General features: G+C 63.1%; 23 protein-coding genes and 4 pseudogenes. 12 read left to right on the plus strand and 15 right to left on the minus strand.

Annotated elements, in window-relative coordinates:
• Nucleotides 1-212 precede the first annotated feature (212 nt).
• From O1A05_RS04640 to O1A05_RS04650, 3 genes are all read right to left on the minus strand, one after another.
• The gene (locus O1A05_RS04640; protein WP_270106893.1) at nt 213-1,343 is read right to left on the minus strand and encodes a YkvI family membrane protein; all 1,131 of its coding nucleotides are present in this window, start codon (nt 1,341-1,343) and stop codon (nt 213-215) included.
• A 245-nt stretch (nt 1,344-1,588) separates the two neighbouring features.
• On the minus strand, nt 1,589-2,626 hold the full coding sequence (locus O1A05_RS04645) for a C40 family peptidase (protein WP_270106894.1): 1,038 nt from the start codon (nt 2,624-2,626) through the stop codon (nt 1,589-1,591).
• Nucleotides 2,627-2,682: 56 nt separating this feature from the next.
• Nucleotides 2,683-3,633: a LysR family transcriptional regulator gene (locus tag O1A05_RS04650; RefSeq protein WP_270106895.1), complete on the minus strand. Its 951-nt coding sequence runs from the start codon at nt 3,631-3,633 to the stop codon at nt 2,683-2,685.
• Between the two features lie 76 nt (nt 3,634-3,709).
• Here O1A05_RS04650 and O1A05_RS04655 point away from each other — a divergent pair, with 76 nt between their 5' ends.
• Nucleotides 3,710-4,129 carry an HtaA domain-containing protein gene (locus O1A05_RS04655; RefSeq protein ID WP_270106896.1) on the plus strand — a complete coding sequence of 140 codons (420 nt, stop codon included), beginning with the start codon at nt 3,710-3,712 and terminating at the stop codon, nt 4,127-4,129.
• The gene (locus O1A05_RS04660; protein ID WP_270106897.1) at nt 4,126-7,362 is read left to right on the plus strand and encodes a cytochrome P450; all 3,237 of its coding nucleotides are present in this window, start codon (nt 4,126-4,128) and stop codon (nt 7,360-7,362) included. Before O1A05_RS04655 ends, O1A05_RS04660 begins: the two co-directional genes overlap by 4 nt.
• Before the next feature lie 4 nt (nt 7,363-7,366).
• On the opposite strand, the gene O1A05_RS04665 is transcribed toward O1A05_RS04660, so the two are convergent.
• Nucleotides 7,367-8,941: a DEAD/DEAH box helicase gene (locus O1A05_RS04665; RefSeq protein WP_270106898.1), complete on the minus strand. Its 1,575-nt coding sequence runs from the start codon at nt 8,939-8,941 to the stop codon at nt 7,367-7,369.
• An 18-nt stretch (nt 8,942-8,959) separates the two neighbouring features.
• On the opposite strand from O1A05_RS04665, the gene O1A05_RS04670 reads away from it, so the two are divergent.
• Nucleotides 8,960-9,253, plus strand: coding sequence for a hypothetical protein (locus tag O1A05_RS04670; protein WP_270106899.1), 294 nt, complete (start codon nt 8,960-8,962; stop codon nt 9,251-9,253).
• Between the two features lie 382 nt (nt 9,254-9,635).
• On the opposite strand, the gene O1A05_RS04675 is transcribed toward O1A05_RS04670, so the two are convergent.
• Nucleotides 9,636-11,177, minus strand: a complete 1,542-nt coding sequence (locus tag O1A05_RS04675; protein WP_442867665.1) for an IS1634 family transposase — start codon at nt 11,175-11,177, stop codon at nt 9,636-9,638.
• 420 nt (nt 11,178-11,597) lie between these two features.
• Here O1A05_RS04675 and O1A05_RS04680 point away from each other — a divergent pair, with 420 nt between their 5' ends.
• On the plus strand, nt 11,598-12,005 hold the full coding sequence (locus O1A05_RS04680; protein WP_270106900.1) for a hypothetical protein: 408 nt from the start codon (nt 11,598-11,600) through the stop codon (nt 12,003-12,005).
• Nucleotides 12,006-12,198: 193 nt separating this feature from the next.
• Here O1A05_RS04680 and O1A05_RS04685 read toward each other — a convergent pair whose 3' ends face one another.
• The 6 genes and pseudogenes from O1A05_RS04685 to O1A05_RS04705 form a co-directional block, all read right to left on the minus strand.
• Nucleotides 12,199-13,047 (minus strand): class C sortase, encoded by an 849-nt coding sequence (locus O1A05_RS04685; protein ID WP_270106901.1) that lies wholly within the window; start codon nt 13,045-13,047, stop codon nt 12,199-12,201.
• Between the two features lie 110 nt (nt 13,048-13,157).
• Entirely contained in the window at nt 13,158-14,531 is a 1,374-nt protein-coding gene (locus tag O1A05_RS04690; protein ID WP_270106902.1) for a SpaH/EbpB family LPXTG-anchored major pilin, read from the minus strand.
• Between the two features lie 64 nt (nt 14,532-14,595).
• Nucleotides 14,596-17,100, minus strand: coding sequence for a SpaA isopeptide-forming pilin-related protein (locus tag O1A05_RS04695; protein ID WP_270106903.1), 2,505 nt, complete (start codon nt 17,098-17,100; stop codon nt 14,596-14,598).
• 756 nt (nt 17,101-17,856) lie between these two features.
• Complete coding sequence (locus O1A05_RS04700) at nt 17,857-18,255, minus strand: hypothetical protein (RefSeq protein WP_270106904.1); 399 nt, start codon at nt 18,253-18,255, stop codon at nt 17,857-17,859.
• Nucleotides 18,256-18,516: 261 nt separating this feature from the next.
• Nucleotides 18,517-19,092: pseudogene (locus tag O1A05_RS15715) on the minus strand (RNA-guided endonuclease InsQ/TnpB family protein); the annotation flags it as partial.
• Between the two features lie 60 nt (nt 19,093-19,152).
• The gene (locus tag O1A05_RS04705; protein ID WP_270106905.1) at nt 19,153-19,710 is read right to left on the minus strand and encodes an RNA-guided endonuclease InsQ/TnpB family protein; all 558 of its coding nucleotides are present in this window, start codon (nt 19,708-19,710) and stop codon (nt 19,153-19,155) included.
• Nucleotides 19,711-19,796: 86 nt separating this feature from the next.
• Between O1A05_RS04705 and O1A05_RS04710 the strand changes: the two genes are divergently transcribed.
• Nucleotides 19,797-20,078 (plus strand): transposase, encoded by a 282-nt coding sequence (locus O1A05_RS04710; protein WP_270106906.1) that lies wholly within the window; start codon nt 19,797-19,799, stop codon nt 20,076-20,078.
• A gap of 659 nt (nt 20,079-20,737) precedes the next feature.
• Here O1A05_RS04710 and O1A05_RS04715 read toward each other — a convergent pair.
• Nucleotides 20,738-20,971: a hypothetical protein gene (locus O1A05_RS04715; protein WP_270106907.1), complete on the minus strand. Its 234-nt coding sequence runs from the start codon at nt 20,969-20,971 to the stop codon at nt 20,738-20,740.
• On the opposite strand from O1A05_RS04715, the pseudogene O1A05_RS04720 reads away from it, so the two are divergent.
• From O1A05_RS04720 to O1A05_RS04730, 3 genes and pseudogenes are all read left to right on the plus strand, one after another.
• Nucleotides 20,951-21,652 (plus strand): annotated as a pseudogene (locus O1A05_RS04720) (reverse transcriptase domain-containing protein); the annotation flags it as partial. The gene O1A05_RS04715 and the pseudogene O1A05_RS04720 overlap by 21 nt on opposite strands.
• Nucleotides 21,635-22,135, plus strand: a complete 501-nt coding sequence (locus O1A05_RS04725) for a group II intron maturase-specific domain-containing protein (protein ID WP_270107506.1) — start codon at nt 21,635-21,637, stop codon at nt 22,133-22,135. The pseudogene O1A05_RS04720 and the gene O1A05_RS04725, both read left to right, overlap by 18 nt.
• 54 nt (nt 22,136-22,189) lie before the next feature.
• Nucleotides 22,190-22,720, plus strand: a pseudogene (locus O1A05_RS04730) (IS3 family transposase); the annotation flags it as partial.
• Between the two features lie 207 nt (nt 22,721-22,927).
• Here O1A05_RS04730 and O1A05_RS04735 read toward each other — a convergent pair.
• Nucleotides 22,928-23,164 (minus strand): hypothetical protein, encoded by a 237-nt coding sequence (locus O1A05_RS04735; RefSeq protein WP_270106908.1) that lies wholly within the window; start codon nt 23,162-23,164, stop codon nt 22,928-22,930.
• Here O1A05_RS04735 and O1A05_RS04740 point away from each other — a divergent pair.
• Nucleotides 23,156-23,476: pseudogene (locus O1A05_RS04740) on the plus strand (integrase core domain-containing protein); the annotation flags it as partial. The gene O1A05_RS04735 and the pseudogene O1A05_RS04740 overlap by 9 nt on opposite strands.
• A 294-nt stretch (nt 23,477-23,770) precedes the next feature.
• Here the strand turns inward: O1A05_RS04740 and O1A05_RS04745 are convergent.
• Together O1A05_RS04745 and O1A05_RS04750 are read right to left on the minus strand one after the other, a co-directional pair.
• The gene (locus O1A05_RS04745; RefSeq protein WP_270106909.1) at nt 23,771-24,397 is read right to left on the minus strand and encodes a TIGR00730 family Rossman fold protein; all 627 of its coding nucleotides are present in this window, start codon (nt 24,395-24,397) and stop codon (nt 23,771-23,773) included.
• Between the two features lie 4 nt (nt 24,398-24,401).
• Nucleotides 24,402-24,803 carry an ArsR/SmtB family transcription factor gene (locus O1A05_RS04750; RefSeq protein ID WP_270106910.1) on the minus strand — a complete coding sequence of 134 codons (402 nt, stop codon included), beginning with the start codon at nt 24,801-24,803 and terminating at the stop codon, nt 24,402-24,404.
• 91 nt (nt 24,804-24,894) lie between these two features.
• Here O1A05_RS04750 and O1A05_RS04755 point away from each other — a divergent pair, with 91 nt between their 5' ends.
• From O1A05_RS04755 to O1A05_RS04765, 3 genes are read left to right on the plus strand one after another with little or no spacing between them, the layout of a single operon-like run.
• Entirely contained in the window at nt 24,895-25,038 is a 144-nt protein-coding gene (locus O1A05_RS04755) for a hypothetical protein (RefSeq protein ID WP_270106911.1), read from the plus strand.
• Nucleotides 25,039-25,054: 16 nt separating this feature from the next.
• Nucleotides 25,055-26,167, plus strand: a complete 1,113-nt coding sequence (gene arsB / locus O1A05_RS04760; RefSeq protein ID WP_270106912.1) for an ACR3 family arsenite efflux transporter — start codon at nt 25,055-25,057, stop codon at nt 26,165-26,167.
• On the plus strand, nt 26,164-26,568 hold the full coding sequence (locus tag O1A05_RS04765; protein WP_270106913.1) for an arsenate reductase ArsC: 405 nt from the start codon (nt 26,164-26,166) through the stop codon (nt 26,566-26,568). The genes arsB and O1A05_RS04765 overlap by 4 nt, the downstream gene beginning before the upstream one ends.
• Nucleotides 26,569-26,591: the final 23 nt, after the last annotated feature.

Genomic DNA, 26,591 nt, shown 5'->3' on the forward strand with positions numbered 1-26,591 from the left:
ACGCCGGGCCCGGCGAGAGGCCATCACCTGATGTTCGGCGGACCAGGGCCGTTCCTCGAAGCTGACTGAGGCCCATGCGCTTGACCCGCTACTAACGTGGGACATCACCCCAGTATACGCAAGGTTATTTCGCTAACCTTTAATAAGGAACCAGGTTAGACAACGATGCACGCACCCCTGCCGGTGCGTGCATCGTTGTTTTTGGGAGCTGATCAGGCGTCGAGCTTGCGACGTCCGGTCAGGCGCAACACGGTGGTGATCAGCATCATCGCCAACAGGATGATGCCGACGTAGCCGTTGATCACGTACACGATGTTGACCATCTGCGAGAACGGCAACACCAAACCGATCAGCGTGCCGACGGCCGCGAGGATGATCGTCAGGTACTTGAACTTCTTAGTCTTGTCTTCGTAGAAGCGCGAGGACACGGTCCACAGCAACGGAATCGCGGTGGTGTAGATGCCGGCCAGGATCATCACGGAGATCGCGCCCGCCACCACGGGTCCGACGTCGCGCGCCAGAACCAGCATGGGGATCTCAGTGCCGGCGGTGCGGGAAATGTGTGCCAGCAGGCCCAGTGCGACGATCATGCAGGCCACGGAGAAGGCCACGCCACCGGTCACCGCACCCGAGGCGGCTTCTTTGCGGCTGGGGGCGGTCTTGCCCAGGGCCGTCAGGAAGGCTGCGAGCCACAGCATGCAGAATCCGACGTAGGACAGGGCGGCCATGAACCAGTTGCTCGAGGCCTGGGTGACGTCCAGGGTGGGCAGTAGTGCGTTGCCTTCGGCGATGCCGCCCGGATTGCTCATGACCCCGTAGATACCCAGGGCGATCGCGATGATGACGATCAGCGGGCCGATTTTGCCGATGACGTCCACGAGTGAGTTCAAGCCGAACCAGACGGTGACACCCACGGCCAGTGCGAGGGCGACGCCGCCGATGTATTTGGAGAGGCCATAGTGCTCTTGGAATACCGCGCCCGCTCCGGCCACCATCACGGTGAAGCTCAGGAAGACGAAGAGGATGGAGAAGAAGTCGAAGAAGGTGCCCAGATACTTGCCACAGTAGTAGTGGAAGATCGACTTGGGCTTGTCGAATTTCTTGGCCTGGCCGACCACGAGGAACTCGACGCTGACGTAGGTGATGAGCAGCAGGACCACGAGTCCGGTACCGAAGATGCCCCAGTATCCGTAGGACGTGAAGTACTGCATGATCTCTTGGCCCGTGGCGAAGCCGGAGCCAATGAGGAAGGCGATGATCGCACCCGCGTAGGTGACGACGCGAAGCAAGGAGGACTTCTCCGTGCTCTGCAGGTGTGCCTGAGTCGGCGCTTTCTGCGACATATGCGCTCTCTTACTTTCGGTTGGAGGGGGGCACAGCCTGATCGACGTGACACCGCATCACTGATATATCAGTGATTCAGATCGTATTCCGAGGGAGTGGAGCGGTCAAGTGATTTCTTCCGTTGATTTACTAGTGTGCGTCTACACCACCTGTGATCACAGAAGACTCGGGGCACAGCAAAGCCGCCGCCCGTCTTGGGGAACAGGCGGCGGCTGAGTTGTCTATGAACTGCCGGTGGGGCAGATCAGTAGCGAGCGGCGGTGCTCATCGGCGGGTTGTACTGCTGGTAGTGGGCCAGCGAGTTGACCGAGATGCCGGACTGCGGATTGCGGGCCTGGGCGATCTGGCCGTCGCCGACGTACACGGCAACGTGGTAGATGCCGGAGGCCGAGCCGTTGGAGGACCAGAACACCAGGTCGCCGACCTGGAGGTTGTCCAGGGAGACGTACTGGCTGGCGGCCGAGTACTGGGCACCGGAGGTGCGCGGCAGGTCGATGCCTGCTGCGGCGAAGGCGGCGCTGGTGAAGCCGGAGCAGTCGTAGCTGGTCGGGCCGTTGCCGCCGTAGGAGTAGGTGGCACCGGAGTTTGCGATCGAGATCGCGGTGGATGCCGCGGTACCCTGCCAGCCGCTGGCCGAGCTGGTGGTGGAGGCGGTCTGCATGGTTATGCCGGCGGACTCGGTGGAGGCCGGGTCGGCGGACGCCGTCTGCGTGGTCTCGGCGGAGGTGCCCGTGGAGGCGGTCTCGGCGGTGTTGCTCGTGGATCCAGCGGAGCCGGAGAGCTGCAGGGTATCGCCGGGGTAGATGATACTGGAGGTGCTCAGGCCGTTGGCCGACATCAGCTCATTCAGGGACACGCCCTGAGCGGAAGCGATGGAGGAGAGGGTGTCACCGGAGCGCACGGTGTAGCTGCCGCCGGTGCTGGCGGTCTCCGTGGTGGCGGAGCCCTGCTGGGTTTGCTCGGTGGCGGGAGCGGTAGTATCCTCCAGCGAGGCCGAGGCGGGGGTGATGCCAGCGACGGAAACGCCGGCAACTGCTGCGGCACCGGCCAGGCCGAAAGTCAGGGACTTGGCGCGGCCGAGGCGGTGCTGACGTGCCTGCTGGGCGGCTTCGATGCGCTCGGCTTCGATGCGGGCGCGGCGGGTCAGGTAAGACATGGTGTTTCTTTCGGTTGACGACTGCTTCGTGATCAGATCGTTATCAACCGTGACAGTCTCGTTATCAAAACGCAACTTGATCTCACCGGAGGTGGCGAAAATCGGCCAGATGCTCGGGGTGTGCACCGCGCCATGATGCGGATCCAGGCGGAGTCTGAATGCAACCTGTTATTAAACTGTGATTATTGATGCGGGGTGCGCGCGAAAAGTTCGCTGGCCGCTGCCGCAACGGCTGCTGCACGCGAGGTGAGAGGAACCTGATGGTCATGAGCGAGCACGATCGGCTCCGCTGGCAGGGCTGGTTCTGTGGGTAGTGACACCAAGGCTCGGCCCTCATGGGAGACGTCAATGTGAGGGCGTTGAAAAAGGAGGGAGTAGCCGAATCCCCGGGCGACCATGGAGCGGACCAGTTCAAAGCTGGTGGTGCGGTGTGCGATGCGAGGGCGTAGGCCGTGCTGGCGCATCAGCTCCAGGGTGTTCTCGCCCGCCGGTGGCAGGTCCAAGAGGATCAGTGGATCCTCGGCGAGTTCCGTCAGGGGGACCGGGGCGCGGTGGGCGGCCAGGCGATGGTCGGCGGGGAGGATGACCTGCGGCTCGGTGGTGAAGAGGGTGCGCGCGGCCAGTTCGGGTGAGAGGCCGACCTCGTAGGCGATCAGCATGTCCAGGCGCCCGGCGGTGACTTGCTCGGCAAGCTCGGTGGCGGTGCCCTCCACCATGTCGAGCCGCACTCCGGGTAGGTGGGCGCTGACGTGTTCCCAGAGTGGCGGTATCAGGGTGGCGGCCAGGGTGGTGTAACAGCCGAGGCGGACCGGGCCGCGCGGGGCGCCGTCGTGGTCGCCAATATTTAGAACGAGGTCCTCGGCGGTGACGAGAAGGTGTTGCGCGCGGGCGAGGAGGGCCTCCCCGGCTCCGGTGAGTTCCAGGCCGCGGGCCCGGCGTCGCACGCAGAGGCGGACTTTGAGCGCGGTTTCCAGATCGGTGACGGCGCCGGCCACGGCGTTGGGGGTGACGTAGCGTTCCTGGGCTGCGGCGGTAAAGGAGCCCGTGCGGGCGGCCGCGCAGAAGAGTTCGAGCTGACGCAGGGTGATTTGCGGGGAGCTCGGCGAGGCCGGTGACGAGGAGTTTGCATCCATAACGCAAGAATAGTGCGTTTGTATCGGAGAGATTCTCAGTTGAACTCCGGTTGAGAGGTGGCTCACAGTTAACGGTATGACGACGACTCAGATCGGACTGCTGTGGGGCGTGCACGCCCGGTTCCGCGGCTACCTCGAGCGCTTGGAGGATGGCCGCATTGAGGTACGTGACGGCGCTCTGATCGAGCCCGACCAGCGAATTTTTTTCCCGGCGATGGCGGAGGAGCCGGGGTGCTTCGCCGGGGCCGTTCACTTCACCGGACATCACGGGACGCTCGCCCTCACACTGGCGCGCCCGCAGTTGATGGACGGTCTGCTCACGGTGGAGGATCCGTTTCCGGATTCGGTTCCGGGGGCGCGGCTCGACGTCGTCGTCGTGCATGAGACCGACGGAACCACGACGCTGACCGAAGCCGGCGCCGACCTGTTTTTGGGCACCTACGCGCCGGGGATGAGCTTCGACCCGGTGACTGTGACTTGTGGAGGAAACGGATGACCACGTCTGCTGGAATGACTGCTGATATGCCTGTTGATGTCGGTTCTGCGCGTCCGGCGCCGGTGGCTGACTGGGTGAGTATTCCCCAGCTGTACCGCGACCCGTTCCCGACGTTTGAGCGGTTGCGTGCCGAGGGTGGGGTGCATTGGGTGCCCGCGGTGGGCCGGTATCTGGTGACCAGCTACGACGCGGTGCACGACACCGAGTTAGACCAGGGCACCTTTTCTGCCGATGAGCAGGGGTCGTTGATGATCCGGGCGATGGGGCACTCGATGCTGCGCAAGGACGACCCGGCTCACCAGGTGGAGCGTCGGGCCTGGCAGCCCGTGCTGCGACCCTCGGCGGTGAAGAAAGCGTGGATGCCGATTTTCCATCGGAACGCCGAACGCTATCTGGCCGAGCTGAGGGCGAAAGGTCCGGAGGCCGACCTGGTGTGGGATTTTGCCGCACCCTACGTGTCGGAGAATCTGCGCGCGATCACAGGGCTGCACAACGTGACCCAAGCTGATCTGCAACGGTGGAGCCAGACCCTGATCGACGCCACCGGCAACTATGCGGACGACCCCGAGGTGTGGGCGCGCGGGGAAGCCTCGTTTAGTGAGGTGGATACGGCGCTGGACGAGATGCTCGCCTGGCACTGGAAGCACCCGGACGAGTCGCTGATTTCGGCGCTGCTGGCCGCGGGGCAGGAGCAGATGCCGGTGGAATCGATCCGGGCAAATCTGAAGATGACCATCGGCGGCGGACTCAACGAGCCGCGCGACGCGATCGGGGTGGCGGCCTGGGCGCTGCTGCGCGATCCGGAACAGCGCGCACTGGCCACCGCCGGGGCCGGGAACTGGGATGCCGTGTTCGACGAGGCAATCCGCTGGGTGGCGCCGATTGGAATGTATTCGCGTCAGACCACCCGCGACACCGTGCTGCAGGGGGTGGCGCTGCCGGCCGGGGCGAAGCTGGGTATCTGCCTGCTCTCGGCGAACCGGGACGAGAGCCAGTGGCCGCATCCGGAGCGGTTTGAGCAGCGGCGGTCCGGGGAGGGCGCGCACCTGGCGTTCGGCAAGGGCGTGCACGTGTGCCTGGGCGCCTGGGTGGCCCGCGCGGAAGTGGCCGAGGTGGCGTTGCCGCGGTTGTTCGCGGAGCTTCCGGAGCTGCGGTTGGTGCCAGAGCGGCCGGCGGTGCCGGGCGGTTGGGTGTTCCGCGGCATGGACGAGATGCCGGTGCGCTGGGGTCCCGCATCGGCGTCGCCGACGGTACCCGAGGCACCTGAGACGGCGGCGGTACCGGCGGTAGCGGTGGTCGGAGCCGGCCCTGCTGGTTGCTATGCGGCCCAGGCGCTGCGTCGTCGCCTGCCGGAGGCGCGGATTACCGTGCTCGATGCCGCCCCGGTGCCCTACGGGCTGGTGCGCACCGGGGTGGCGGCTGACCATCAGGGCACCAAAGCGGTGGCCTCTCAGTTCGCCACCCTGTTTGAGCGCGACGGCGTGGAATTCGTGGGCTCCACGCGGGTGCGGCCCGGTGCGGTGGCAGATGTTTCGATTCACGGTCGCCCCGCTGTGGGTGCCCCGGAGCTGACCAGCCAGCAGGCCGAGGGTGCCGAGCTTTCGTTGTCCCAGCTGCGGCAGTCGCACGACGTCGTGGTGGTGGCCACCGGGCTGCACGCCGATCGTGAATTGCCGGTGCCGGGCGCGACCCTGCCCGGGGTGTACGGATCGGGGCGGATCACCCGGCTGTTGAATTCGTGCCCCACCGAGCACGGGCGGCTTCTCGACGACGGCGCCTGGCCGGAGTTGGGCGAGACGGCGGTGGTGATCGGCCACGGCAATGTGGCCATGGATGTGGTGCGCCTGCTGGCCTCATCAGAGCAGGCGCTGGCCGCATCCGATGTGCACGCTGAAACGCACCGCCGGCTGCGGAACGGGCTGCGCACCCTGCACGTGGTGGGGCGCTCGCAGCCGGAGCAGGCCAAATTCGACCCGGTGATGCTGCGCGAGATGGTGGACGTGCCGGGACTACGGCATCAGGTGCGCGGGGTCGACGAGGCTCAGCTGGCTCGCGGGCTGGCCGCCGGTGACCCGCGCTGCCAGCTGGTGGCCGAGCTGCGTGAGGCCGGGGAATCGGAAGATCGTGAAGATCCGGACGGGCTGAAGCTGATCTGGTGGTTCGGCACGGCCCCGCAAGCGGTGATCGGCACCCCCGACCAGTCCCGTGTGTCCCAGCTGCACCTGAGCTCGGCCGAACATGAGCGCCTGGAGGATTTGGTGCGGCTGCCGGTGGACGCGGTGATCACCGCCATCGGGTTCGAGGCCGAGCACGGGGTCGGCACCGATCCGTTGGTGCGCATGGATCCCGAGGCCTCGAGCACCGGACGGGTGGAGCCGGGGCTGTACGTGGCCGGGTGGCTGCGCCGCGGCCCCGTCGGGACGATCCCCTCGCAGCGCACCGACGCCCGGGAACTCGCCGAGACCATCGCCGCCGACCTGGAATCCAGGGGTGTTGTTGACGCCTCCGACGCGCCGGGGCTGACCCCGCTGCGCGCGCATCTGGCTCGGTCCACCACCTACGACGGGTGGCTGATGGTGGACGCCCGGGAGCGCCTCGAGTCCGGAAAAACCGGAGAACACGGGAACCGGCCCCGCACCAAGATCACGGATGCCCGCACCCTGCGGCTCATCGCCGCTTCAGCTACCTCGGTGCCGCAGCGCCAGCGGAGCGCCGGTGCGGCGTCGTCGGCGGGATCCGGGAAGCAACGCACGGACCTGGCAGAGTTGAGCATCCTGTTCGCCACCGAATCCGGGAACGGGGAGTTGGTAGCCGAGGAGCTCGCACAGTATCTGGCCGACCGGTTCGCGGTCACCCTAGTGGATGCCGCCCAGCTCACGGGTGCGGAGGATCTGCGCACTGACGTCCCGACCGTGGTGATCTGCTCGACCTACGGCGACGGCGAACTTCCGGCCTCAGCACGTCCGCTGCACGCGGGCCTGGCCGAGTACACCCCGGATCTGTCCGGCCTGCGGTACGCGATGTTCGGGCTCGGTGATCGCTCTTATCACGCCACGTATTCGCGCGGTTCGGAGATTCTCGACGCCGCGCTGCGCGACCGCGGTGCTCAGCGGGTTGGGGAGTACGGCCGCCATGATGCCGCCGGTGGGCTGCTCGCCACCGACGTCGCTCGGGACTGGGCCGATGCTGCGGTGACTGCGCTGATGGACACTCAGCCCGTCACCGTGAGCTGATCACTCAGCCTTCGGCGCGGCGGTTGGTGCGACGGCGCTGGCCGCCGGAACGAGCTGCCGTTCCGGAGGAGGAGCCACCGGTGCTGGTGCTGTAGCGTGTCTGGGTGCCTGAGTTGCTGGATGAGCCACCGGAGGAGCCGTTGCCGTGACCGCGGTTCCGGCCGCCACGGCCACCACCCTGAGGGCGCTCACCTTGCGTGCGGTCGCCCTGGGCCTCGCCGCCGGAGCGGCCTCGACCGCGACTGTGCGAACCGCTGCGCTGGGCGCCGCCGCGTCCGGCGTTGCGCGAGCCATTCGAATGGCCCGAGCCACCGGAGCGGGCAGGCTGTTGGGGCGCCGGTGCCGCCACGGCCAGCTGGGCATCCAGCTCGGAGGGCGACAGGAACACGCGTGGTCCGGGGGCCAGCTCGTCGAGCAGGGATTCGGTGATGCCGTCGGCGTGAACGGTCGGGTTGATCTTCGCGGCGCGCATCAGCGAGCGAACCTCTCCGCGCTGTTCTTGCCCGGCCAGGGTGATCACGGTGCCGGCCTGACCGGCGCGGGCGGTGCGGCCCGAACGGTGCAAATACGCTTTGTGTTCGGCAGGCGGATCCGCGTGCACCACCAGGGCGACGTCGTCGACGTGAATCCCTCGAGCCGCAATATCCGTCGCCACCAGGGTTCCGGCCGAGCCATCGTGGAAGGCGTTCAGGTTGCGGGTACGGGCGTTCTGGCTCAGGTTGCCGTGCAGTTCCAGGGCGGCCACGCCGCGGCCGCGCAGCTGCTTGGCGGTGCGCTTGGCGCCGTGCTTGGTGCGGGTGAACACGATGGTGCGGCCCGGGGTGGCGGTCAGCTCGGCCAGGGTGGTCAGGCGGTCGTCACCGTTGACCACCATCACGTGGTGATCCATTTTCGCCACCGGAGACACGGCAGAATCTGCTTCGTGGGTCACCGGGTCCTTGAGGTACTGGTCCACCAGCACCCCGACGCCGGCGTCGAGGGTCGCCGAGAACAGCATCTTCTGCGCAGGGCGCGGCACCTGGTTGAGAATGCGGCGCACCATCGGCAGGAAGCCCATGTCGGCCATGTGGTCGGCCTCGTCGATCACCAGCACCTCAATGCCGGAGAGATCCGCGTGGCCCTGGCCCATCAGGTCCAGCAGACGGCCGGGGCACGCCACCATCACGTCGACGCCGCGCTGCAGCGCCTTGACCTGGGGGTTCTGCCCGACGCCGCCGAAGATGGTGGTCACGCTCAGCCCGGCCACCTCGGCCAGTGGGTCGAGGGATTCGGCGATCTGCAGGGCCAGCTCCCGGGTCGGAGCCAGCACGAGAGAGCGCGGACGGCGCGGCTGGGTGCGGCCGGATGCGGCTTCCATGAGCCGTGCCGCCAGCGGCAGCGAGAAGGCGTAGGTTTTGCCCGAGCCGGTGCGACCCCGGCCGAGCACGTCGCGCCCGGCGAGCGAGTCCGGCAGAGTGGTCTGCTGGATCGGGGTGGGGGAGGTGATGCCGCGCGGGATGAGGGCCGCTGCCAGAACAGCGGGCACACCGAGGTCGGTGAAGCCTGCGGGCGCGTCAACAGAAAGTACAGAAGAAGTCACGAAAAATAATCCGTCCGGGTGGATGAAAGGTCCCGGCCCTGGCACATCGGAAAATCGCAGCGGCATCAGTGGGCGGCCCGTCAGGGCGCCGGGATGGTGCGGAAAAGAGTGGTGCTGACCGGCATCAACGAGGAAGGTCCAGGTCGATGGGTACTTTCCATTCTACGCTACGACGACGTCGAAGACGGCATCGCGTTTCTTGCCAAGCTGACAATCACCTGCATGAGCGTGGATAGGGCTCCCCGAATCAGTAACGAGTCCGAGGTTCAAGAAATCAATGTCTCAACGCCATCTGGGATAAACGGACATTGAGGATCGTTACTTAGTTTCGGTGACAGCGGATATGGGTCGGTCATGAAAATGCATGCTTCAACGCAACCTCGATTGAACTATGGCGCCTACGAAGGAGCCTCCCATGAGGCTAGACGTTGTGGAACGTTTGTGCTGATTGACTCTAGGCAACGTCTACAGAATCTCCTGTAGCTTGCTCGTCATCGTCTCCTCTGTTGCCGTTGCGAGAGAAGAGAAATCCGTTGTGCAATTAATGTGCAGTTAAGCGGGACTCTCGAGTGACTATCGTTCCCCTGCCACCCCGCCGCAAGGCTCTCGCTGCGATCCGCAAGGCGCTGCACCGATTCCGAACCGATGGTCCGATGGCCGAACCTGTCATCCTCGGACCTGAGTCGTGCCAGATTTAGTGCGTAGTTTTTGAGACCAACGAGTCGAGCAGTTTCTGGGCGTCTGCGGGGATGGACGGAGCCGCGGTGAGCTGTTGCCCATTGATATCAATCGTGACCGTCCGCAAAGGTCTCAGCGCTTGCACGAGTTTCTTGATACTCACCCCAGTCACTGCTTGCAGGTGACGAGCTACGGCCAGCGCGCAGAACACGATCGTCAAGTGCGCCTCGATCGAGTCCCGCTGATGATGGAACATCGGCCGAGCCCGGATATCACTCTTAGCCATCCGGAACGACTTCTCGACCTTCCACAGATCGTGATACGCAGCAACCACTGCGCCACCCTCCAAGACCTGCGGGCTAATATTCGTCACGTAGCCTTTCAAACCCAGTAGCTGTCTGGCTCGCTCGACCAGCGCCCAATCCACCCCGGGTTTCTTCCCGGTGAGTTTCACGAACCGGTCCTTGCGCACTGGCCGGGCCCCGGAGGCGACTTTCTCTGCTTTCTCGATCTGCTTATTCAACGAGTAGTTATCGCGCTTCTCACGCTGGAACGAGTAGTGATACACCACCCTGCGCGCCCTGGCATTAGTGCCGGTACCCATGGTGCGTGATGATTCCAGGACCTGCCCGTCGGTGAAGTAAGTGCCATGACGGTCGAAATGCTCCGCCAGGTCATACGGGGCTTTCGTGATCCTCGAGCCGACAATGAAAGAGAACCCCGCATCCTCCAAAGCATTGAGGTTGGCTGCTGAGAGCATCCCCGCATCAGCGACGACCACCAGATCCTTGACCTGGTGACGGTCTTGGAAAGACCGCAGCACCGGGACCAGGGTCAAGGTCTCGGCCTTGTTGCCTTCGAAACAGTGGATCTCTAAAGGGAACCCCTCACGATCCACCAGTAACCCGACCACGATCTGTGGATCGACTCTGCGTTCTTTACTCATCCCGACTTTGCGTAGCTCGTCTTCGTCATTGGCGTCGAAGTACAAGGTCGTGACGTCATAAAGCACCACAGACAAGCCAGCATGGCCTGCGGTCTTCAGGGCGTGCGCGTAGGCTGCCCGGCTGAACCCATCCCGCCAGTCCTGGCTAATGGATTCAGCCAGGGTACGCCAGATCGTGCGCAATGACGGGGCCTTCACGCCGAGTTCTTCCAGGACACGGATCGTGTCCGTTTTCGAGGTCGGCTCGATCAGTCGGGCTAACACCAGCTTCTGGAACACCGTGTTCCCCACCCCGGTGAAGCCCAGATGCTGATACGCGTCCTCCAACACGTTCCACAGCAGTTGAGCTGAGGAACCCGTCACCCTCGGCCCGATGAGCGCAACGCTGGGCTGAGCACCCGGTTGGTCCGGGGTGCTGGGAAGTTCGAGGTCGAGTTCTTCTTGATCCCCTGCGATCTTGGTTTTCGCGATATGAACCAGTGCGGCGATCTCGGCATCAGTATGCCCGGAGCCGATGTGTTCTACGATCTTCTGGATCCCGCGCTTGGTATGAGCAATCTGGACCGCGGTCGCTCCTGAAGCGGTCTTCACTTTCCGCACGAACAAGCCCACCCGCACAGTCTAGTCGGCACACGATTAGTGCGTAGATTCAGGAACCCGAACCGCGGAATATCAACGATCTACACCCCTCGACCACTTATTTTCAACAAACATGGCACGACTCAGGTCGGATCACATTGCCGACCCGAGGCCGTAGTAATACCGTTCGAGCTGTACTCGTCACTGCTACCAGCGATCGAAGACATAGAGATGACCCAAATTGTTCGTGACCTTCACAGCGGACAGGGCCGATCCCTCGATGACCTCGCTGCGGACCTCGGTCTCAATGCGACCGAGTACGATTAGGCGGGTGCTCTCCTCCGCCTCCGGGTCGACGAGCGTTCAGTCACGGCCCTCCGCTCTGAAGTCGAGCGGACACCCCCAACGGACGAGCAATCTCGCGATACGACTCCGGAACGGAATACGATTCCCATGCAGAGCCCCAAAGCAAGCGCGTTCGTGTGCAGCATCATCGCAGCCACAGCGCTGATCGCTGTTGCCCTTTCGTTCGGCGTTGTACTTCTCTTTCCGAACACGCCCACCCCGTGGCTCTTCATGATTGTCGCGAGTTGCGTGGCCGCCGTAACGGGGATCTACGCCGGGCTAGAGACAACGTTCCCGCGCCCAGTACCGGCCCTGACGAGTGCCGCCTACGCCGTCGTCGGTCTGATCCTGGTCATAACATTCATCTCGAATTACCTGGATGATTTGTCCGGCGGCGCCAACAGCATCGGTGGAGGACTTCTTATCCTCGTGGCGATGCTGATTATTGTGCCTGCTTCGATAGGGGCTGTTGTGTTCGTGATCTTCACCCGGCGAGAACTTAAGCAGCACGCCTAAACCTCACTGCCGAAGCAACACACCTACGCCTGAATCTGAGTCGCTGGCGATCCAGGACCGGACATCTCGCATTGTGAAGCGCGGGTTCTGCCTTGGGCGAGGAAGCTTATAGAAATGTCAAAGCCCCGGCGACTTGGTCAAAACCAGCGGTACACACGGGGCTATGTAGTTCTATTCTACGCTCGCGCGGCCCTCAAGCAGCGGAAGTGGGAATACCTTCCCTCACGGTCGTGGGGGAAGCGGTGCGCGGCGGAATGCCCGATCTCCAGATGTAAACGCCGGCGATCAGGGTGCCTCCACCGAGGATCACCGCCCACCAAGGAAAGCGCACCCCCTCGGGCGAGGAGAGTCCAGCGTCACGATCAGCATCCGGTGTCGGAAAGATCCTTTCGGCGGTTACCAGGATGCGTTGCGAGTTAACGCCGAGCGGAGTGCAAGTAACAAGTGTCACGAGATCCAGGCCCTCGCGCGCCCGTAATGACTCCGTCTCATCGGGTTCGACCACTATGGTCTCGATGACCTCGTAGGCGAGGACCTCGCCAAATGTGGTGAGCGTAAAAGTATCGCCGACGTCGATGCGATCTAAGTCCGTGAACATGCGGGCGTCTGCGAGCCCGCGGTGCCCCGTGATGACGGCGTGCGTGCCTTCCCCGCCGACGGGGAGCGACGTGCCCTCAAGATGACCCAGGCCCTCCAGGAGCGTAGCGTCGTCGGTGCCGTGGAAGGTCGGCAGATCAACATCGATCCCTGGAATGCGCACGCGCGTCATCAAACCGGTGGCACCGTCGTCGAGCACCGAACGGTACTCGAGAGCATCATCATCGATCTCACCACCGCCCAGCGGAAGGCGCTCGTTCGCTTCGATACGCGCGCCCGATTGCAGCGCTTCGTTGTAGGCGTGCGCCCGCTCAAGCTGCTCTCGATCCGATGGTCGCGGCTCACCCGTATCGTGATCGCGGTACTCGTCGGCGTTCTCGAGCACCCGCGCCTGATCGAGCTGGGAAAACCAAGAGGCAATAGACGGGTAGGTCCAGATCGTCAAACCCGTGAGCGCGACGCAGGCGATGATGAGCGGCGCGATGGGCGTACGCCAACGCCGGGGGGCGACAGCACGGTGACGTCGCCCCCCGGTTCGATGGTGGGTACGAGTGATCAGGCGCGCTGCTTTCGACGCTGCGAGATCACGATGCCCGCACCCACCGCGATCACAAGCAGCCCTGCGCCACCGATGGTGAGCCACAGCTGACCTGCAGCACCGGTAAGGGGAAGCTCAGGCCCGTTCTGCTGCACGTTCGAGATCTCGCGAACGACCGGCTCGGCCGCGCTCGACGGGGCGATCGAGACCTGACGCAGACGGTCATCGAGCACGAATCCTGCCGGTGCGCGGGTCTCACGAATCCAGTAGCTCCGCGGCTCTTCGGTATTGCTGCCGGTCCACAGGCTGAAGTTCGCGAGGCCGTTGTCACCGGTCACACCGCGCGCGATCTCGTTTTCGCCTGCGGCATCAGTGAAGACAGCGAACTCGGCGTCCGCGAGACGCGAGGCGCGGTCGCCCTGAACGTGCTTGAGGATCTGCAGCGCACCCCAATTCGTGGTCGTGACGTTAGTGGCGACTGACGAGCCATTCGTCACAACGGTCGCCTGGTTCGGTACGACGCCGTTAGCGCCGAGTTCATTCACGGTGGTCGTGATCGACGCCGTGACCGACTCGCCAGCGACCAGCTTGCCGCGTCCGGTGGCGGTGAACGTTATTGTCACGGTGTTTCCCGAGGTCGCAACCGTGTAGTCGGTACCCTCCGCGAACCCGGCCGTGCTAATCGTGGCTGAGTCGAAGGTGAGCCGGGAGTCCAGAGGGTCGACGATCTGGAACTGCGTGTAGGTGGCCCCCGAGTTCAACTGCGGAATCGGAGCCGCGATCGACCAGGTGACCTGCGAACCGATCGTGAACCCGGTCGGGTCCGAGACCGTCTTCTGCGGGATGGATTCGTTCAATTGGTTCTTGGGGTACACGTGGACGTCGTAGATCCAGGCGCCGCGGTTCGGCATCGGCAGGGTTACGAGGAAGGGATCGACCTCGGAGACCACATTGTTGTCGCCCGCATCGGTCTCTTCGACCAGGTACAGGCCTAGAGGCAGATCCGACACGACCGTGCCGTCCGCTCCGGTCACTGCAGTAACCGGAGTTCCGAGGGTGTACCCGTCGCCACGCACGTTCTGCGGCGTCGCATCTTCGGCGCGCTCCCAACCGGCCTGCGTGGTGAGGTCGATCGGTTGTCCGCCCTGCTCCGTGACCGGCGTGATGGTGAATTCCACGCCGCTGAGCGGGGTTCCGAGGCCCGAGGTATCTGCGACCTCGGTGCCATCGCCCCTGGGGTTCTCGGGTCCGGCGTACTTGTGGATCGTCAGTGACGAATCGGCCGCGGGGTCGATGTTGTTGGCCAGGGCCGGGGAAGCCGGGGCCATGACGCCGACAGCGACCGCTGCTGCGACAATCACGCCCCAGACGCTGAACTTCTTCGATTTCATATGAGTGGTGTCCTTTCAGGGTGATGATGGAGTGCCGCTGCGCGGCGGCGAAGCAAGAGCAGGATTATGGACGAACCGCCCTTCGCCTGAGCCAGAGCGGGATCGCCGCGGCGAGTCCTCCGCCGAGCAGGATCGCGCCGGCGATCGTGAATCCGTCGGAGCCGGTTCCACCGGTCCGCGGGAGGGTGGGCGGCACGACCTGCTGATTGACGAACGCAGTCGTGGTGATGGAGCGTTCTTCGCCGGAGATCGTGAACGGATACCGTGTGGTGCTCGGTTGGAATCCGGCGGGAGCGCTCTCCTCGACGAGGACGTAATCGCCCCAACGCAGATTATCCAGCGAGAACCCTCCAGCAGCCGGGTTACGGTCCAGGCCAGTGCAGCTGGCGGCGGATGCGGCAACGCAGTCCTCGATCAGGAGCGGATCGGCGCCACCGGGCCGGATAAGAGTCCACGTCGAACCACCGATCGGTGTCCCTGCCGGGTCGGTGACCGTCCACGACAGCGTTCCTGGCAGGTCGCGGTTCACGATGGTGCATTGTGCCTGCTGCCCTCGGGCGAGGGTCACGGTTCGCGTCGACGCGTTGAACGTCGCACCCTGGCAGGAGACGGATCCGAGCTCGTACCCTGCGAGCTGATTCTCGCTGATGACGAAGCTTCCGGTGGGTACGGTCTGGGTCTGACCCGAAGCGAAAGTGAGTCGACCGGCGCCCGATGAGTCGGCGAAGAGGCGGCCGTTCCAGTCCGCAGGAACGCGTGTTCCGCCGTGACGGTGGTCGAGCTGCTTTGTGAGGGTGAGAGTCTGCTCGCAGGTGACCGTGTTGGTGAGTGTGTAGGTGTTCGCCGCACCGGGCAGAGTCACGAGCGCGCCTGAGCTGGCATCGACGCTGCCGGTGATCCCCGATCCCGTCAGACGCGCCGAACTCACCCGGCAACCGGGCATGCGGGCACTGTCGATCGTCACGTCCTCGCTGACCGTGACCTGTTGCCCGATCGCGAAGCCACTGCGCACCTGACCCCACTGTGTCTCTCCACTTGGGGTGCCCGCGGGCGACAGACGCAGCGTGGCGTTGAATCCCTGGGGCTGCAATCCATGCGCGAATCGCTGCCCATCAATCACCCAGACCTTATCGACCCGAGTGGTGGCAGGTCGGGTGGCATTCGTGAATGCGCACCTGATGGCCTGACCTGAGTTCGGGACAGTGATAGTCCCCGTGGTTCCGGTCCCATTAGCGAACGGGGTGGTCGCGCCGTCGACGCGGCACTCCCAGCTGGTGGTGTAGTCGGAAAGACGCGCCTGACCCGCGGCGGTCTCAGTGAACGTCAGAGACAAACCGCGTCCGGTCGGGAGCGGCCCGATGCGCTGCGCCTGCACGCCGGTGCTCGAGCCCTCCGTCGTGGCTGACGCCACCGCGACACCGCCGCTCGACAGTGAGAGCGTGAACTGATCCTCGGCTTTCGCCCGCCCATTAACGACCTTTTCGACAGCGATGGTCGGCGGCGATGAGCACGATGCGAGGTCCGTGCTGCCGGTGAGCCCCGTCGTCACGGTGCGTCGATCGGTGAATCCCGGCATGGCGAAACTGTCGACGGTGGTCTGCGACCCCAGGTACAGACGCCCGCTGGCGTCGAAAGCCGCACCGTTAACGTTGGTGCTCGCGGTAAAGCTGTTTGAGGCGGATGACGGGATCAGCCCGCCGTTTGCCGACGCTAAGTTCGCTGCAGTCACCGAGTAAATGATCGCGCTCGTGCCGCTACCCCTCACGATGAACATATTGCCGTTGGCGTCGAGATCGAGGTCGCCATTCGCGGTGGTCCCAGCAGCGACGTTGCCGCCGTTGATATAGCCCAGGTACCCGAACGACTGGTTGCCTGGCGAATAGCGCCAGATGCGGAACTGTAGCTGCGTTGTGTTTCCGGTGGTCACCGTCTGGAAACCGCCGAACAGGAAGTCGCCGGTCGCTTGACTGATGGCACCTGCGACAAGGGAACCGGTGAAGCCGCCATTCGCAGCGAGGTTGGTGTTCAGCGACCGGCCCGTCGACGCCCAGGTGTTGGTCGTCGTGTTGAAGTCGTAGATGGTGGCTGTGCGGTTGGAGTTGGTGCGCTCGTAAGCCATCGCCCGAGTTCCGCCCGTGCTCACGCCGAGGCCGTTGAAGCTCGTTACACCCGAAGCCGCAGTGCCCACATCGGCGATGGTGCCGTTGGTGACACTTCGCAGTTGGCCGGTCGCGGAGACAGAATAGAAGCTTCCCGGGGTGCAAGTCAGTGCCGCGAGAGTTCCGACCTCGCGCGACTGACGTGGGCTAGGTGTCGGCGCCGGCTCGGGGGCCTCTGTGGCATCGTCGCCACCGTCTGTTTCCGGGTCCTCGGTGGCCTCATCCCCAGCATCGGTTGGTTGCTCACCGTCTGTTTCCGATAGCGGAACGACAGGTCGCTCTACCTGGTCTTCCAATCCCGTATCCGAGGTGTCTTCCGTCGACTCGACTGCCAACACAGGAGTCGCATAGGCGGTTCCGACCCCGGAGATCGCGACGAGCATCGCCAGCGCCGCCGCAGTGAACGCCATGATGATGCGGTGAATTCGATCGATATTGAGGCTTTGACGTCGACGGTAAAGTCTGGCGTACAAGCTCACTGGGTCCCCCGGGCACAGGTCGATCGGGCGCGATCCAGAAACTGCTGGACCGCTGCTAGTGAAGGATGCCCCACGCTTTCCCGGGCATCAACCGAGAGGAGTCATAGAAAGCGCACATGAGTGATCGTGCTCATCCAAAGGTATGTGCATAACCGTAATATCTAATTTATTCGTCTGTAAAGACCTCAGGTCACCCAATGACCACGATTCGGTATATCGACGTGAATCGACCTATCTTTCGTTCCAAGTCTCAAGTAATAATGAAATGCGAGGAACAGGAACTACTCGCCCGAGACGCGTGAGCGCGCGTTACGGATGCTCAGGGAAACACGACCTATCTCGGCTTTACTCCCTTGCTGCTGAACCGAATCACAGTTTCGATTTGATCCTCTGATCGATCAGACGAAGGGCCGATCCTGTACTGATCGGTATAGGTTAGCCATGAAAGAGGCCGCCGTTACCAGCTGCCAGCGCTTGCCCGACCGCTCGCCTGGGCCTCGTAAAACGCCTGAGAGGCCAGGCAGTCCTCCCCATAATAGTGACTGGTGAAGTGTTCCAGCTGGATCAGCACTGCCGGCGCGACAGAGCTGGTCAGCACCGCGCGGGGCTAAGCCGGTTCGACCCATCCCATGCCGTAATTCCCGGTCTCGTGCACCACTCTTTGCAGCAGATGGAACAGCAGTAGTCCTACTCATCAGCGACTTTGCCCGCGCTGCCGAAATGTCGATAATCGCCAACCCGTTTGAGGCCCTCATGCGGCGGTATGTGGCGCCCGTTCGTGCCGGTGTCGACGAGCTTCCAGCAGCCGTCGCACATCCCCTCTTTCACGAGTTTGACGATCTCCGGAGTCACTCGAAAGACATGCGCCTGCCTGTAACCGGAGCCTTCCGCGTAGTCGGCCTCCATTGGAGGCTCGGCCGATTCAGGGAGGCTACCTTGCTGGATCAGTTCGGAAGTGATCGTCCGCAGGGGTTTGGTCCAATTCTTCAGTTGCCGCTTGGGCTCGTAGCCGCCGATCCGGAAGATCTCTCCACGGCTGATCTCACCACCGTTTCTGATTGCCTGATTGAACGCTTCCAACTGCACGGTGTTCCCCCGGCGTCTCAGGCTCTCGCGGAGCACTAAGACCAGGTCCAGCGTCCAGCCGGTAGAGATGGCGTCTTTCCCATGATGTGTCGATCACTATGCCAGTGGATGCTGCGCTTCCCTCGCGCATCGAGCGCACGAGTGTCACTACGTGGGCAACCTCCTCGGCGGTGAAGTCGCTGATGTCGAGGGTCAGGTTGTCTGTCATAAGATCTGTGACATCCTCCTCGCCCTGACGGACGGGGCTTCCTTGTCTGCCGCTTATGCGGCGCCCTGAGGATGGTTGACGCGGCTCCGTTCGTGCGGTGACTTCTGCGTCCGATCCGCCGATGTCCTCGGGTTAGGGTTGAGCGCGCAGGACAAGATGATCTCAGCGGCATTGATGTCGGCGTGTGCGGTGTACCCGCAGGCGATGCAGACGAAGACCGCTTGGCTCTCGCGGTTCTCGGCTGCAATATGCCCACAGGACGGATTGGAGCATGTCCGGCTGGTATTACGTGGATCAACGGCAATGACGGCTCCGTCGATCATTTTGTCAGTAAGTCGGCGATGGATACTGCCCCATCGTGAGGCATGGATGGTCCGGTTCAGGGATGTTTTGGCGCGTGCTCGATTGGGTAGAAATGCCCCAGGGGTATCGGGGTCTGGGCTGGGTGCGGGTCGACGGACCATCCCGGTTGTGTTCAGTGCCTCAATGGCGACCAAATCATATGTCCGGGCCAATCGGGTCGTGGTTTGTTCGACCCAGTCGGTGCGGCGGTTGTTGAGTCTGCGGCGCAGAGATGCCAGCGAAGCGAGGGTGGATTTACGTCTGGTGCAGTCGTCAAACTTGCGTCCGTTTTTCTTTGCCGAGCGGGTCTGACGGGCAAGTTGTTGTTGGAGGGCGAGGAACCGTTTCTACTCACCGGCGGTGAAGCAGGGCATGTGGAGCAGTTGTCCGTCGGCGGTTGCAATGGTGTTGTTCACTCCCCGGTCGATTCCGACAGCAGCCCCGGTCTTGGCTTCGATCTTCGGCGCCGGAGGTGTCGTGAAGGCGATGTGCCAGTGCCCGTTGTTGAGTGAGACACGCGCTGAGATCGCGGATTCATCGTGTGACCACTCGCGGTGTGCTCGGAATCTGACCCAGCCGAGCTTGGGGATGTAAACCGTTGCATGACGTCGTGAGATGCGTTTGAGGCTTATGTCGCGCACGGGGAAACTCTCGTCAATGCCACGTCGCCTGAACTTCGGATATCGGGCGCGGCCACGCCCCTTGCCTGCGTCGAAGAAGTTGGAGAATGCTCGGTCGAGATCGAACAACGCCTGCTGTTGGACCACGGTCGAACCTTCTCTTAGCCAGCCGAACTCGGCTCTGGCTTCGGTGAGTTGACGCTTTTGTTCATAGATGCCTATCGACTTCATTCCCGGACGCCACATGGAGCGTTGTTCGAGTCCTGTTGTAGACATATCGGGCATGGGCGCAGTGCATCGTCAGCACAGGGAGTTGATCCTCTGTGGTGTAGAGACGCGCCTTAACCGACATGTGGTCTATCACATCGCATATGACTGAGAGCACTGACGATTGGCGCAATGGAAGGCATGTGGTCTATCGGCTTCACGCCCTCATTGTCCTGACGCCGAAATACCGCCGTAAAGTCATGACAAACAGAGTGAGGGACGAACTTGCCGACGCCTTCACCGAGGTGTGCGGAAGATACGGAGCAACCCTCGATGCCTTTGAGACGGACACCGACCATCTCACGACGATCTCTGCGTCGTCATCGACGAGGACGGGCGTGAGCGTCACCGGTTCGATGCCACTCGGCCGAACCAGATCTGGCTGACCGACATCGTGCGCCACGAGGCGCTGTTTGATCGAGTGGAGGTGAGAGACCTGCACCGTTGTGCTGTCGCAGCAGCGTAATGAAGTTGAGGGCAGCCTGAATCCTGGGACGAGGAGAAAGGTGGACAGCAGCCCTGACAACGACGAGGCGCACCAGGACTGCCAGATGGTGTGTGCTCGGCTAACGAGACGGAGAGGTATACGAGAGGAACCAGCGACTGAACGCTTCTCAAGTCACGCCCACCAGCCCGGAATCTGGCGGATATGGGCTGGGTCGCATCGCGTACCCACTGCCTGATGGTGGTGGGGAACTTCGGGGCCGGAGAATGTCGTCGGCACCGGAGGCCATGGTGAAGGCCTGCGGCGTAGCCGTGGCGAGGATGCAGGAGCATAGCTGGGTGCCGATCCTGTTGATCGATCAAATAGTGAACGTGGGAACCCTGTTGTTGGTCCCGCCTTATGGTCACGGCCAGTGGCCGATGGGGTGGGAGGCTCGTCGCCAGCTGGTACCAGAGGCAGGGGGCGGAGAGCTCGTAGTAGTCCGAGGTCGGGAAAGCCGGTCACATGGCGAAGGGGCTCAGTCTGATTTACGCAGCATCAGCTGCATGCAAAGGAGATACACCGGTGAATACGGGTGTTTCGAGACCAGTTGAGGTTTCCTCAGCCTGGCATCGAGTACTTACGATGCAGGCCAAGCTGCACCGTTGGGCGCGAGCTGATGAGGCTCGCTGCTTCGATGATCTGTTCAACCTTGTCCATGATCCCGCTTTCCTGCTGGCAGCGTGGGATCGTGTGCGGGGCAATAAGGGCGGCCGGACCGCCGGGATTGATGGGATCGCTCCGCGATCCCTGCTCGGTGGTCAGGCTGTCGTGATGCTCACCAATCTTCGCCACCAGGTGAAGTCTGGTGAGCTCGTGCCGCAGCCGGTACGTGAGCATAAGATCCCTAAGGCCAATGGGAAGACCCGCTCGTTAGGGATCCCCACCATGGCTGACAGGATCGTGCAAGCGTCCCTGAAACTGGTGCTAGAGCCAATCTTCGAGGCGGACTTCTATCCGTCCTCTTATGGCTTCCGGCCCCGGCGGCGGGCACAGGACGCGGTGGCTGAGATACACAAGTTCACCTCGAACCCCTCGAACTATGAGTGGGTCTTCGAAGCTGACATCACAGCCTGATTTGATGAGATCGACCACAGCGCCCTGATGGGTCGCATTCGTGGACGTATCACTGATAAGCGTGTCCTACGGCTGATCCGGGCGTTTCTGAAAGCTGGCATCCTCACCGAGGAAGGTCTCAACAGGAACACCTATACCGGCACCCCGCACGGAGGGATACTCTCACCACTATTGGCGAATATCGTCCTTTCTGGCCTGGATGCGCACTTCCAGCAGAAGTGGAAGTCTCTGGGGCCGGAATGGACCAGGGCTAAGTACCGGCGCAATGGCGGGACCCTGATGAAGCACATCCGCTACGCGGATGACTTCGTCGTGTTGGTCCATGGTCCACGCGCTGATGCTGAAGCCCTATGGGGCGAGGTCGCTGAAGTGCTCGCGCCGATGGGGTTGCGCCTATCGGCAGAGAAAACGAGAGTGACTCATATTGATGAGGGGTTCGACTTCCTCGGCTGGCCCATCCAGCGCCGGAACAAGAAGGGAACCAGCGTGCAGACCAAGGTCTATACCTACCCATCGAAGAAGTCACTGTCTTCGATCAAGGACAAGATCAGGGTCCTGACCCGCCGGGCAGCGCATAGGACGTTGGCTGACCTTCTGCGCCGGATCAATCCGGTGCTCAGAGGGTGGTGCGCTTATTTTCAGCACGGAGTGTCGAAAGCGACGTTCAGCTATGTAGATCACTTCGCCTTCTGGCGGATCGTGGGATGGCTGAACAAGCGGCACCCGAAACTGAATAAGCACACCGTGGTGCGCCGGTTCCTACCCGGGTGGGAGATACGCAGCGAAGGGATCGAGTTCTTCCGGGCCTGGCAGGTCCCTGTGACCCGCTACCGGTACCGGGGAACCCGCATCCTGGCACCATGGGACAACGCCACGGCATGAATCCGATGGAGAGCCGGATGCTCAGGAATGGGCACGTCCGGTTCGGAGGGCGGCCAGCGGAAACCCACACGGCGAGAGCCATGCAGGGCGCCGCTGGCCGACCCCTACACCGAACACCACACAGGTGAGGGCAAACTCTATCTCTGCGCGGTCAAGGATGCGTTCAGCGGTCGGATCGTGGGCTACTCGATCGACTCGAGGATGAAGGCGTCTCTCGCGGTCCGCGCTGTCAGGAACGCCGTCCGGATGCGCGGAAACGTGGACGACTGCATCGTTCATTCCGATAGAGGATCGCAATTTCGAAGCAGGAAGCTGCGCCGAGAACTCGCCGCGCACAACCTCGTCGGGTCGATGGGCCGGGTGGCGTCCTGCGGCGATAACGCGGCAATGGAATCGTTCTTCAGCCTGCTGCAGAAGAACGTCCTGGACCGGCGTTCCTGGGCCACCCGCGAACAGCTACGCATCGCGATCGTGACCTGGATCGAGCGGACTTATCATCGCAGGCGTCGCCAGGCCCGCCTGGGCCGTTTGACGCCGATCGAGTTTGAGACCATCATGAACAACGACCTGGCCCTCGCGGCCTAACTAGAAGTGTCACCAGTTCCTACATCAGACCCTGAGCCCGGCCAGGGCCACGATCCAGGGCGTCTCCGAACTACCAGGTTGGTTTAGGCGGCTTCCACGCTGATCTGCGACGGGTCATCATCTCCCAATCACGGTTCGAGTCCGTGGTGGGATGCTCGACATCGGTGAGCTGCACATGCAGTGGCACGCCTGGTTCTTTCCCGGTTTTCAGGAGGAAGTTTCCCGCGCCCGGCGGATCCCGACCCGACCTGACCACAGGCCCACTGGGGCCGGGGCCGTCCAATCAGCCATAGTGGAGACTTCTCGGCGGGACAGGTCAAACACCTCGCGCAGGTTGCCCATTTCACCGCCAGCGAGTCCGCCCAAGAACACCAGGGCGGAGCGCTCGACGAATCCCCAAGCGATAGCGGTCAGGTGATCCGAATTCAGTTTCAGATCGTTCATGCGGACCACGGAGTCCAATTCACCTCCTGGGTCTTCGCTCAGAAGATCCGTTCAGCGGGACTGCTGTCGTCGTTCGGGACCGTCGGCGATGGCTTCGACAATGCGATGATGGATTCGTTCTGGTCGACGATGCAGATCGATCTGCCGAACCGGAAGAAGTGGAAGACGCGCATCGCGCTCGCGAACGCGATCTTCGAGTACGTTGAGGTCTTCTACAAACGTCGTCGCCGGCACTCCTCCCTCGAATACGCAACACCCCACGACTACGACCTCGCCCGCACCCCGCGGGCACTCACCACCACCGGAAGCTAGCGACCAAGCGTGGAAACCAGACCGTAGGACAGGTCATGATGTCACCTGCTCCTACATCAGACCGTGATTCTTATTTCCGCCGAGGTCTTGACCGAACGAGCCTTGCCATCAACAATCCGGCCTGGCGGGTTTTGAGAGTGTCACGTCTCGCTGGCAGTTGCGTAGTGAAGGCGCTTGGCAGAACTTGACGTTCATCCTTGGGTGACCGTGAACATCCCGGACGTGCTGACTGATCAGGAAGCGAAGTCAAAGCAGTCGTCCGTCGCTGGCGAGTTCTGGACACTGCCAAAAGAACTACCGGGTCGGTGTTGACTTGTCCCAGTGTCTCTCATTTTCGTTGGCCGCGGTGCGCTCGGCCCAGCGCGGGGCCGGCGGGGTCCAACCGGCCAACCCGTCCAGTAGCTGTTCCGGGGTACTGGCCACGATCAGTCCGGCCCGGGCCTCCGGCTTCATGAACCCCTTCTCCACCAGGTCGCCCAGCACGGCCAGCAGCGGGTCCCAGAACCCGGCGGGCGAGTACAGGGCGACCGGTTTGCGGTGGTTGCCGAGCACCTGACCCACCGAGACGTCGAAAAACTCCTCGAGAGTGCCACCGCCGCCGGGTAGTGCGACCATTGCGTCCGAGAGCAGCGTCATCTGCGCTTTGCGGGCGCCCATATCCGGCACCACGGCCAGGTCCGTCAGCCCCGGGTGTGCCAGCTCGGCATCCACCAGAGTCTGCGGGATCACCCCGAACACCTCGGCGCCGGCCTGAAGAGCCGTATCGGCGACGACGCCCATCAGTCCGGAGCGACCGCCACCGTAGACCACCGCGTGGCCGGCCTCGGCCAGTCTCCGGGTGACGACTGTGACGTCGTCCACCCAGCGCGGGTCATCCCCGAGAGCGGCACCGGTGAACAAGGCAATGCGCAGTGAAGTCATTCCTTTATTCTGCCCGAGCCTCGCCGTCGATTCTCGTTGCCGCCGCGACAGGGACGGTGTGCGGCGCGAGCGCATTGCTCAGCATGGACAGTGCTTCGGGCGCGATGGCGTAGTAAGCCCATCTGCCGCGCTGCTCACGGGTGGCCAGGCCGGCATCGACGAGCTGTTTCATGTGGTGAGAGACCGTGGGCTGAGACAGGCCCACCGGTTCGGTTAGGTCGCACACACAGGCTTCCCCGTCGGACCGCGCCGCGATCATCGACAGCAGTCGGACGCGTGTCGGATCGGCCAGGGCCTTGAACATCCGAGCCAACTGCTGGGCGTCCTCGACCGCGAGTACTCCGCCGGTGACCGGAGTGCAACACTCACCCGCACCAGCGGAGATCAAGGGCAGTGATGTCGTCATGCGTCTGATTCTACGCCACGTATTGACAAGTATCGATGTATCGAAGAATATCGATATATTGTTGGCCATCCAAGGACGAAGGAGCACGACGATGAGTGCAAGCATTGAGCTGCGCGAGCAGGTCCGCGCTCGATACGCCCAGGCCGGGTTCACGGGTGTGAGCGTCGAGTTCACCCACGAGGCCGCGGATGGGATGCACGCCGCGATCATCCGCGCTACCAAACCCGCCCACTAATCCCTGCGTTTCCGATATGACGACACCCCTGAATACCACGAAGACCCCAGTGCCTGCGGCTGCGACGAGGCGACGGTTGTCAACCCTGGATCAGTGGCTGCCACTCTGGATCGGGCTGGCGATGATCGCTGGCCTTCTCCTTGGTCGCTTCATTCCAGCCTTGGCCGACCAGCTCGCGCGAATGGAAGTTGCCGGTGTTTCGGCGCCGATCGGACTGGGTCTGCTAGTGATGATGTATCCGGTGCTGGCGAAAGTCCGTTATGACAAGATCGCGGCCGTCACCGGTGACAAGCCCCTCCTCGTGTCCTCGCTCGTGTTGAACTGGCTCGTCGGACCGGCGGTCATGTTCGCCCTCGCCTGGGTGTTCCTGGCCGACCTGCCCGAGTACCGCACCGGGCTCATCATCGTGGGCCTCGCGCGGTGTATCGCGATGGTGGTGATCTGGAACGACCTGGCCTGCGGCGATCGAGAAGCCGCCGCCGTGCTAGTCGCGATCAACTCCATCTTCCAAGTCATCGCGTTCTCATTCCTCGGCTGGTTCTACCTCACGGTGCTTCCTGGCTGGCTCGGCCTCGATACCCAGGGACTGGACGTCTCGGTATGGCAGATCGCCCTCAACGTGCTCGTCTTCCTGGGAGTGCCGCTCCTCGCCGGGTTTGTCAGCCGGTGGATCGGTGAGAAGCGCAAAGGTCGCGACTGGTACGAAGAGCGCTTCGTTCCGACGATCGGGCCGTGGGCGCTCTACGGTCTGCTGTTCACCATCGTGCTGCTGTTTGCCCTCCAGGGCGAAGCCATCTTGTCTAGCCCACTCGACGTTGCACGCATCGCCCTTCCACTGCTGGTCTACTTCGGTCTCATGTGGTTCGTAGGCCTTCTGCTCGGCAAGGTTCTCGGACTGGGCTATGCACGCTCGACCACGCTGGCGTTCACTGCGGCAGGCAACAACTTCGAGCTGGCCATCGCTGTCGCCATCGGCACCTTCGGAGCCACCAGCGGACAGGCCCTAGCCGGGGTTGTCGGGCCGCTGATCGAAGTTCCCGTCCTCGTCGGCCTCATCTACGTCTCCCTCTGGACAGCCCAGCGGTGGTTCCACGTCAACCCCTACCCAGAAGAAACCGAGGCATCATGACCACCTCACAGTCCCCGATGGTGTTGTTCGTCTGCGTCCACAATGCCGGACGATCCCAAATGGCCGCCGCCTACCTCACCCGGCTGGCGGCCGGGCGGGTCGACGTTCGTTCTGCCGGCTCCGAACCCGCCGACCGGCTCAACCCAGCCGTGGTCGAGGCGATGAACGAGGTGGGCATCGACATCACGGCCGAACACCCGAAGCTGCTGACCGCCGATGCTGTGCGAGCTGCCGACGTCGTCATCACCATGGGCTGCGGCGATACCTGCCCGATCTACCCTGGCAAACGCTACGACGACTGGCAACTGGATGACCCCGCCGGGCGTGGGATCGAGGCGGTGCGCCCCATCCGCGACGACATCGAGAGCAGAGTCCGTGCGCTCATCACTGAGCTGACGTGACCAACGAACCTTCCGGAGGACCT

The organism is Citricoccus sp. NR2 (assembly GCF_027594385.1).
Lineage (GTDB): Bacteria > Actinomycetota > Actinomycetes > Actinomycetales > Micrococcaceae > CmP2.

What these genes read in the sequence shown, in the direction of transcription:
- O1A05_RS04660 (WP_270106897.1), top strand. Translation starts at nt 4,126, where the DNA reads ATGACCACGTCTGCTGGAATGACTGCTGATATGCCTGTTGATGTCGGT.
- O1A05_RS04705 (WP_270106905.1), bottom strand. Translation starts at nt 19,710, where the DNA reads ATGCCCGATATGTCTACAACAGGACTCGAACAACGCTCCATGTGGCGT.
- O1A05_RS04710 (WP_270106906.1), top strand. Translation starts at nt 19,797, where the DNA reads ATGACTGAGAGCACTGACGATTGGCGCAATGGAAGGCATGTGGTCTAT.
- O1A05_RS04695 (WP_270106903.1), bottom strand. Translation starts at nt 17,100, where the DNA reads ATGGCGTTCACTGCGGCGGCGCTGGCGATGCTCGTCGCGATCTCCGGG.
- O1A05_RS04725 (WP_270107506.1), top strand. Translation starts at nt 21,635, where the DNA reads ATGGGGTTGCGCCTATCGGCAGAGAAAACGAGAGTGACTCATATTGAT.
- arsB (WP_270106912.1), top strand. Translation starts at nt 25,055, where the DNA reads ATGACGACACCCCTGAATACCACGAAGACCCCAGTGCCTGCGGCTGCG.
- O1A05_RS04755 (WP_270106911.1), top strand. Translation starts at nt 24,895, where the DNA reads ATGAGTGCAAGCATTGAGCTGCGCGAGCAGGTCCGCGCTCGATACGCC.
- O1A05_RS04745 (WP_270106909.1), bottom strand. Translation starts at nt 24,397, where the DNA reads ATGACTTCACTGCGCATTGCCTTGTTCACCGGTGCCGCTCTCGGGGAT.
- O1A05_RS04690 (WP_270106902.1), bottom strand. Translation starts at nt 14,531, where the DNA reads ATGAAATCGAAGAAGTTCAGCGTCTGGGGCGTGATTGTCGCAGCAGCG.
- O1A05_RS04750 (WP_270106910.1), bottom strand. Translation starts at nt 24,803, where the DNA reads ATGACGACATCACTGCCCTTGATCTCCGCTGGTGCGGGTGAGTGTTGC.
- O1A05_RS04680 (WP_270106900.1), top strand. Translation starts at nt 11,598, where the DNA reads ATGCAGAGCCCCAAAGCAAGCGCGTTCGTGTGCAGCATCATCGCAGCC.
- O1A05_RS04640 (WP_270106893.1), bottom strand. Translation starts at nt 1,343, where the DNA reads ATGTCGCAGAAAGCGCCGACTCAGGCACACCTGCAGAGCACGGAGAAG.
- O1A05_RS04650 (WP_270106895.1), bottom strand. Translation starts at nt 3,633, where the DNA reads ATGGATGCAAACTCCTCGTCACCGGCCTCGCCGAGCTCCCCGCAAATC.
- O1A05_RS04765 (WP_270106913.1), top strand. Translation starts at nt 26,164, where the DNA reads ATGACCACCTCACAGTCCCCGATGGTGTTGTTCGTCTGCGTCCACAAT.
- O1A05_RS04735 (WP_270106908.1), bottom strand. Translation starts at nt 23,164, where the DNA reads ATGAACGATCTGAAACTGAATTCGGATCACCTGACCGCTATCGCTTGG.
- O1A05_RS04655 (WP_270106896.1), top strand. Translation starts at nt 3,710, where the DNA reads ATGACGACGACTCAGATCGGACTGCTGTGGGGCGTGCACGCCCGGTTC.